General features: G+C 69.8%; 6 protein-coding genes. 4 read left to right on the forward strand and 2 right to left on the reverse strand.

Annotated elements, in window-relative coordinates; genetic code table 11:
* Nucleotides 1–580, forward strand: a 580-nt coding sequence (locus C667_RS17580) for a CDP-alcohol phosphatidyltransferase family protein (RefSeq protein ID WP_004372639.1), incomplete at its 5' end; no start/stop codon positions are given.
* A gap of 103 nt (nt 581–683) precedes the next feature.
* Entirely contained in the window at nt 684–1,301 is a 618-nt protein-coding gene (locus C667_RS17585) for a YceI family protein (protein ID WP_039922030.1), read from the forward strand.
* A 34-nt stretch (nt 1,302–1,335) separates the two neighbouring features.
* On the opposite strand, the gene moaA is transcribed toward C667_RS17585, so the two are convergent.
* Nucleotides 1,336–2,415 carry a GTP 3',8-cyclase MoaA gene (moaA, locus tag C667_RS17590; RefSeq protein WP_004372642.1) on the reverse strand — a complete coding sequence of 360 codons (1,080 nt, stop codon included), beginning with the start codon at nt 2,413–2,415 and terminating at the stop codon, nt 1,336–1,338.
* 769 nt (nt 2,416–3,184) lie between these two features.
* Between moaA and C667_RS17595 the strand changes: the two genes are divergently transcribed.
* The gene (locus C667_RS17595; protein ID WP_004372644.1) at nt 3,185–5,614 is read left to right on the forward strand and encodes a Lon protease family protein; all 2,430 of its coding nucleotides are present in this window, start codon (nt 3,185–3,187) and stop codon (nt 5,612–5,614) included.
* A 299-nt stretch (nt 5,615–5,913) separates the two neighbouring features.
* Entirely contained in the window at nt 5,914–6,759 is an 846-nt protein-coding gene (locus tag C667_RS17600; RefSeq protein ID WP_157302394.1) for a PEP-CTERM sorting domain-containing protein, read from the forward strand.
* Here C667_RS17600 and C667_RS17605 read toward each other — a convergent pair.
* Nucleotides 6,738–8,036, reverse strand: a complete 1,299-nt coding sequence (locus C667_RS17605; RefSeq protein ID WP_004372648.1) for an FAD-dependent oxidoreductase — start codon at nt 8,034–8,036, stop codon at nt 6,738–6,740. The genes C667_RS17600 and C667_RS17605 overlap by 22 nt on opposite strands.
* Nucleotide 8,037 lies beyond the last annotated feature (1 nt).

Below are 8,037 nucleotides of genomic sequence, written 5' to 3' on the forward strand. Positions count from 1 at the left end.
GAGACATATCGGCGCGCTGGTCCGGCACTTCTGGCCCGAACCGCGGCGCGGCCTGGGGCCGGCCAACCTGGTGACGCTGGCGCGCGCGGTGCTGGTCGCCTTGCTCGCCGGCGCGCTCGCGGCGCCGGCGTGGGTGAGCGATCATGCGCTGCCGGTCGCCGCGCTCGCCGCGGTCGCGCTGCTGCTCGACGGTGTCGACGGCTGGGTGGCGCGACGCTGGCATTGCGAGAGCGACTTCGGCGCGCGCTTCGACATGGAGCTCGACGCCTTCCTGATCCTGGTCCTGTGCGTGCATCTGCTGGCGATGGGCAAGGCGGGGCCCTGGGTCCTGGCGATCGGCGCGATGCGCTACGCCTTCGTCGCCGCGATGCGGCCCTGCCCGTGGCTGGAGCGGCCGCTGCCGGAGAGCCGGCGGCGCAAATGGGTGTGCGTTTGGCAGGTCGCGAGCCTGCTGCTGTGTCTGCTGCCGGCGGTCGGCGGTGCGCCGGCGACGGCGCTGCTGGCGTTGGCGCTCGCGCTGCTGGCGTGGTCCTTCGCCGTCGATGTGCGCTGGCTGCACCGCACGCGTCCGCGAACCTGAGCGGGCGCTCGCTGCCCAAGCGTCCACACCCGGCGTCCGAGCGCCGGCATTTGTCGTCGCGCTACGGGTGTCCAGCCCGCAAACACCTGGAGGAGGAAGCAAGATGGAATCGCGCAGACGTATTTCCTGCATGCTCGCCGCGACCGCGTTCGCGGGCGTCCTCGGCGCCGCGCCGGCCTGGGCCGAGCCGCGCAGCTACACGATCGACCCGGATCATTTCGCCATCGGCTTCCAGGTCGATCACCTCGGCTACGCCGACGTCATCGGCCTGTTCCTGAAGGCGAGCGGTCGCTTCGAGTACGACGAGGCCGCGCGTACGCTGAAGTCGGGCCGGGTGGTGGTGGCCGCGGATAGCGTGTTCAGCAACCACGACGCGCGCGACCGCCATGTGCGCGACAGCGACTTCCTCGACGCCAAGAAGCATCCCGAGATCGTCTTCGAGGCCACCGCCTTCGAGCCCGGCGCCGAGCGCGACGGGCGCCTGGAGGGCAAGCTCGCCGGCCGCCTGAGCCTGCTCGGGCAGACCCACCCGGTGGTGCTCGAGGTCACGCTGAACAAGGCCGCGACCTATCCCTTCGGCCACCGCAAGCACACCCTCGGCATCTCGGCGCGCACGACCATCGAGCGCAGCCGCTGGGGCATGGACTACGGCGTCAGCCGCGGCATGGTGGGCGATGCGGTGGAGCTGCGCTTCGAGCTGGAGGCGATGCGCGACGATTGAGGTGGCCGAGGCAGGGCCTGCGTCGGCGGCCGCTTCAGCCGCCGATGTAGGACATCTCGATCTTGCGCAGCGCGGCGGTCTCGGCGGTGCGGAGCTCGGAGTAGCGGTCCTCGCGGCCCTGCCACACCTGCGCGATCGCCGCGTCGATGCGGGTGTCGTCCGCCCCCTCGCGCAGCAGGGCGCGCAGGTCGTGCCCCTGCTGGGCGAACAGGCAGGTGTAGAGCTGGCCTTCGGTGGACAGGCGGATGCGGGTGCAGCTCGAGCAGAAGGCTTGCGTGACCGAAGAGATCACCCCGACCTCGCCGGCGCCGTCCTTGTAGCGCCAGCGCTCAGCGACCTCGCCCTCGTAGTTGGGGTCGATGGGCTCGAGCGGGAAGAGCCGGTCGATGCGCTCGATGACCTCGCGCGAAGGCAGCACCTCGTCCATCTTCCAGCCGTTGGAGGCGCCCACGTCCATGAACTCGATGAAGCGCAGGATGTGGCCGCTGTTGCGAAAGTGCGCGGCCATCGGCTCGATGTCGGTGTCGTTGGTGCCGCGCTTGACCACCATGTTGACCTTGATCGGACCCAGGCCGACCGCCCTGGCCGCCTCGATGCCCTCGAGCACCTTCTCCACCGGGTAGTCGGCGTCGTTCATGCGCCGGAACAGGGCGTCGTCGAGCGCATCCAGGCTCACGGTGACGCGGTGCAGGCCGGCGTCCTTGAGGCGGCGCGCGAGCTTGGGCAGTAGCACGCCGTTGGTGGTGAGGGTGATCTCGACCCCGTCGAGCGCGGCGAGCATGCCGATCAGGCGGTCGACGTCCTTGCGCAGCAGCGGCTCGCCACCGGTGATGCGGATCTTGCGCACCCCGCGCGCCACGAAGAGCCGCGCCACGCGCAGGATCTCCTCGAAGCTGAGCAGCTGGCGGCGCGGCAGGAAGGCGTAGTCGTCGCCGAAGACCTCGCGCGGCATGCAGTACACGCAGCGGAAGTTGCAGCGGTCGGTGACCGAGATGCGCAGGTCGCGCACGCTGCGCGCACGACGGTCGAGCAGCGCGGCGCCGGGCGCCGGGACGAGCGCGGGGTCGGCGGGGGCGAGGGAGGACGCGGCCTGCTGGATCGGGATGACTTTCATGGTCGGCTGCGGGCTGGGGTTCGAGTTGCGGGATTATCGATTCGTGGACAGCGCGGTGCAAGGCGAGGTTCGCACGGGTGGGTTTCGCGTCTTGCGAGGCGCGTGCACGATTCCACCGCTGCATTCGCGCCTGCCGGCGCTCCTACATAAACCGACGCGCGCCCCGGCCCCGCCTGTAGGAGCTGCGGCAGCTGCGAACCCGGCGGTCGGGCAAACGACGCGCGTGCAGAACCCCACCGCCGCCTTCGCGCCTGCCGGCGCTCCTACATGAACCAACGCGCGCCCCGGCCCCGCCTGTAGGAGCTGCGGCAGCTGCGAACCCGGCGGTCGGGCAAACGACGCGCGTGCAGAACCCCACCGCTGCATTCGCGCCTGCCGGCGCTCCTACATAAACCGACGCGCGCCCCGGCCCCGCCTGTAGGAGCTGCGGCAGCTGCGAACCCGGCGGTCGGGCAAACGACGCGCGTGCAGAACCCCACCGCTGCCTTCGCGCCTGCCGGCGCTCCTACATGAACCACCGCGCGCCCCGGCCCCGCCTGTAGGAGCTGCGGCAGCTGCGAACCCGGCGGTCGGGCAAACGACGCGCGTGCAGAACCCCACCGCCGCCTTCGCGCCTGCCGGCGCTCCTACATAAACCGACGCGCGCCCCGGCCCCGCCTGTAGGAGCTGCGGCAGCTGCGAACCCGGCGGGCGTGGGTCACGGGGCCTGCGGGGCGGGGTGTATCATTGCGCTCCCTGCCGCTCCGGCACCAGAAGAAAGATCAAATCCATGGCCGATCTCGTGCCACTGCCGGCGACGGCATTGCGCAAGCGCTGCGACCCCGCCTGTTTCAGCTTCGACACCACCGAATCCCTCGCCGACCACGCTGGCGACCTTGGCCAGGAGCGCGCCGTCGAGGCGATCCGCTTCGGCCTTGCGATGGGCCATACCGGCTACCACGTCTTTGTGCTCGGCGATGCCGGCAGCGGCAAGCACGCGACCACCTTCCGCCTGCTGCGCGAGCGTGCGGCCAGCGAGCCGGTGCCGCCCGACCTGTGCTACCTCCACAACTTCGACGAGGCGCTCAAGCCCAGGCTGCTGACCCTGCCCGCAGGGCGCGGCGCGGCGCTGCGCACGTGCATGCAGACCTTCATCCGCGACCTCGGCCCGGCGCTCGGCGCCGCGCTCGACAGCGACGCGCACGTCGAGCGTGTCGAGTCGCTGCAGAGCGCGCACAAGGCGCGCGAAGAGGGCGCGCTGCGCGAGCTCGGCCAGGCCTGCAACGCGGAAGGCATCTCGCTTCTGCAGACCCCCGAGGGCTTCGTGTTCGCGCCTACCAAGGACGGCGAGCCGCTGTCGCCCGAGGCCTTCGAGGCCTTGCCCGAGGATGAGCGCAAGGCCATCGAGGTGCGCATCGGCGAGTGGAGCGACCGCCTCGAGGATCTGCTCAACGACTTCCCCGGCTGGCGCAAGTCGGTGCGCGAGTCGATCGACCGCGCCGAGCGCGAGGTGCTCGGCCCCGCGGTCGCCCACCTGCTGCGCGAGGTGCGCGAGGCGCACGAGGACCTGCCTGCCGTGCTCGCCTTCCTCGATGCGGTGGAGCGTGACGTCATCGACAGCGCGGTGCGCGGCACCATGCTCGACGAGGAGGACGACGAGGCGCCCGAGCCCGAGGAGAACACGCGCTACCACCGCTACCAGGTCAAGCTGCTGGTGGATCACTCCGCCTCGCAGGGCGCGCCGGTGGTGTTCGAGAACAACCCCGGCTACGGCAACCTCATCGGCCGCATCGAGCACGTCGTGCAGCAGGGCAACCAGGTCAGCCACTTCAACCTGATCCGCGCCGGCGCGTTGCACCGCGCCAATGGCGGCTACCTGGTGCTCGACGCCGAGCGCCTGCTGTCGCAGCCCTTCGCCTGGGAGGGCCTCAAGCGCAGCCTGCGCGCGGGCGAGATCCGCATCGAGCCGCCGGCCGAGGCGCAGGGCTGGAGCGGAGCGCTGACCCTGGAGCCCGAGGCGGTGCCGAGCGCGCTGAAGGTGGTGCTGATCGGCGACCGCGAGGTCTACTACCTGTTGATGGAGCACGACCCGGAGTTCGCCGACCTCTTCAAGGTGGCGGCCGACTTCAACGACGACATCCTGCGCACGCCCGAGAACGAGTGCGAGTACGCCCGCCTGATGGCGCTGCTCGCGCGTGGCGCGAAGCTGCTGCCGGTCGAGCGCAGCGGCGTGGCGCGCCTGGTCGAGGAGGCCTCGCGCCTGGCCGATGACTCGGGGCGCCTGTCGCTCAACACGCGCGCGCTCTCCGACCTGATGCGCGAGGCCGACTTCCACGCCCGCCAGAAGGGCCTCGCCGCCACCACGCGTGCCGAGGTCGAGGACGCGCTCGCCGCGCGTGCGCGGCGCGCCAACCGCTACCCGACCCGTGTGCTGGAGTCCATCCTCGACGGCACCACGCTGATCTCCACCACCGGCGAGCGCGCCGGGCAGATCAACGGCCTGGTGGTGATCGAGCTCGCCGGCGAGCACTTCGGCCACCCGGTGCGCATCACCGCCACCGTGCGCATGGGCGAGGGCGACGTGGTCGACATCGAGCGCGAGACCGAGCTCGGCGGCGCCATCCACTCCAAGGGCGTGCTGATCCTGTCGGCCTTCCTCGCCGCGCGCTACGCCCGCCACCAGCCGCTGTCGCTGTCGGCGAGCCTGGTGTTCGAGCAGTCCTACGCGCCGGTCGAGGGCGATTCGGCCTCGCTCGCCGAGCTGTGCGCGCTGCTTTCGGCGCTGACCCAGGTGCCGATCCAGCAGCGCTTCGCGATCACCGGTTCGGTGAACCAGTTCGGCGAGGTGCAGGTCATCGGCGGCGTGAACGAGAAGATCGAGGGCTTCTTCGACCTGTGCAGCGCGCGCGGCCTGGACGGCACGCAGGGCGTGGTGATCCCGGCGGCGAGCATTCGCCACCTGATGCTGCGCGAGGACGTGGTGCAGGCCGCGGCGGAAGGGCGCTTCCACATCCACGCGGTGAAGACGGTGGACGAGGCGATGACGGTGCTGACCGGCGTCGAGGCCGGCGAGCCCGACGCCAAGGGCGTGATCCCCAAGGGCACGCTCAACCACAAGATCGCCACCGTGCTCGCCGAGATGACCGCGGCGCGCCACGCCTACTCGGACGCCGAGGGCGCCGCCGGTGCCCGCCAGCACCGGCGGCGGCACGGGGTGTGAGGGCTTGCGGCCGGGAGCAGGAGGCGCTCCGCCACAGATCCTCCCCGGTCGCTCGGCGGGGCTTGGAGGCTGGCTGCGACCGCGCACGCCAGTAACGGACCCGGTCAGCGCGTGGCAAGGCCTGATGCGTCGGAATAATTTACAGTCGCGCTGAGGATCCACCGCCCGGGAATTGGCTTGAAGATGCAAGTGATGGATATATAAGCTGAAATGGTTCCTGGCATTGCGATTGCTTCTGGAGGTCTGGATTGCCCAGGAAGCTGCGGCAGTCCGCTCGACTCCTTCCCGTAGAGGTGATCATGAAAATGCTGAGACCGATCCTGAGTGCGACCGCGCTCGCGCTGCTCTCCGCGCCGGCGGCGGCTGTGGTGGTGTTGTACGACCAATCCTTCGAGGCACCGGTCGGGTTTTCAAATGACGGCGGCGACGTCAATATCTACAAGACGGTCAATCAGCTCTACGGCAATCAGCCGGCCGGTTTCTTGTTTGCCCAGGCCAACACGGTGGAGACGCTGCTGGTCGGAGGGACGCAGGCCTGGGCTGCCGCACAGGGCGGTAGCGGGGGCTTCAAGGACCCCTCGGGCGTGGGGGGAAGCTACGTCCTCGGCATGTTATCCACTGTCCAGAACGATCTGCTCGGACTGTCCTTCGACGTCGGCAGCTACAAGTTCCTCAATTTCCGACTGAACGTCTCGAGCATCGACCTCGACCGCTGGGGTGGCCCCTTCGTCCCGCAGGGCGGGGCTGCGCCGTCGTTCAGGTTCTCTCTTTTCGACAACCCGGGCGGGGCGGTCGGCGTGGGGGCCGGCACGGCGCTCGACTCCGTGGAAGTCACCGGCAAGGTGGCCCCGAACAAGTGGACCTTCGATTGGAGCGAGTTCACCGTCGCCCTTGATGCGACGGGCAACACCAATGGCAACGTGACGCTGCAGGTCGATTTGCTGAGCGGTGGCTATGCCGCAATGGACAACTTCCGCATCGCTGCCGCGGATACGTCGGGTGATGTGGGCGATCCCACCAATCCTGTGCCGGAGCCGTACACGCTGGCCTTGCTCGGTATCGGCCTCGCTGCGATTAGGCTCGGCCGCGCACGGCGCGGCCGAGCCCGTTGGCACGGTTCGGCCTACGAGAACATGTCCTCGTAGATGGTCTGCGCCCAGTTGAAGTCCTGCGAGATGGTCGCAGCGGTGCGCTCGTTGTAGTCGATCTGGGTCTGCTCGATGATGCCCTGGGCGTTGAGCTTGTAGTCGAACTGCACCGAGATGCCCTCCTGCGGGGCGGTGTTTACCATCATGAAGCACAGGTTGTCCGGGAGCCGGTAGTCGGGCTCCCGCCCGGCCTCGCGCTCGGAGATGTAGTACGCGACGATGCGCGCGTGGCGGTTGGCGACGTGGCCGGCCTTGGGGTAGAAGCCGAACTGCGGCGACACGAAGCCGACCGCGTCGCCGATGACGAAGACCTCCTTGTCCGCGCGGTCGTGCAGGAAGAGTGGATCGACGTCGGCCCAGCCGCCGCTCGGGTTGCCCGCGCCGGGCCGCGGCACCAGGCCCGCCTTCCAGGCGAGGTCGCCGGCCTGGTGCGGGGCCATCAGGATCGCGTGCTGGAAGTCGAAGTCGCCCGCCTCGGTACGGATCCGGCGCTTGAACGGGTCGATCTCCTCGACGCGCGCGTCGGGCACGTAGGTGATGATGTCCTTGTACAGCTCCTCGAAGGTGGAACGGAAGCCCGGCCCGATCGGGCGCGCGCCGTCCTTGTGGTCGAGGATGTAGATGCGGCCCGGGATCTTTTTCTGCTTGAACATCGACGCGATCAGGCAGGCGCGCTCGTAGGGGCTGGGCGGGCAGCGCTGCGGCGGGGGCGGCAGGGTCATCACCAGGTCGCCGCCCTTGAAGGCGTGGAGCGCGTTCTTGAGGTGGAAGTGCTCGGCGCTGGGGATGTAGGCGGCGGGAAAGCGCGCCCGGGTGGCCTCGGCCATGCGGCGGTCGTTGCCGAACCAGGCCTCGTAGTTGTAGCGGATGCCGGGGGCGACGATCAGGTAGTCGTAGTGGAGGGCGCCGGCGGCGGTGATCACCCGCTTGCCCTCGCGCTCGATCTCGAGGATCTCGGTCTGGAGGAAGCGGTAGGCGTATTTCTCGGCCACGGCGAGGTAGTCGTGGGTGAGGTACTGGGTGTCCACCTGGTCGACCAGCCACTTGTTGCTCATCGGGCAGGAGAAGAACACCGGGTTGCGCTCCAGGAGCACGACCTCGAGCTGCGGGGCGAGCTGGCGCAGGTACTTGGCGGCGGTGACCCCGCCCCAGCCGCCGCCGCAGATCACGACGCGGCGCTGCTTGCCGGGCGGCAGCAGGGTGTCGGTCGCGCGCCCGACCAGGAAGGGCAGCGTGGGCGCGGCGCTGGCGGCGGGCGGCGCGGATTGCGCCAGG

Origin of the sequence: Thauera phenylacetica B4P (assembly GCF_000310225.1) — a bacterium.
Taxonomy (GTDB): domain Bacteria; phylum Pseudomonadota; class Gammaproteobacteria; order Burkholderiales; family Rhodocyclaceae; genus Thauera; species Thauera phenylacetica.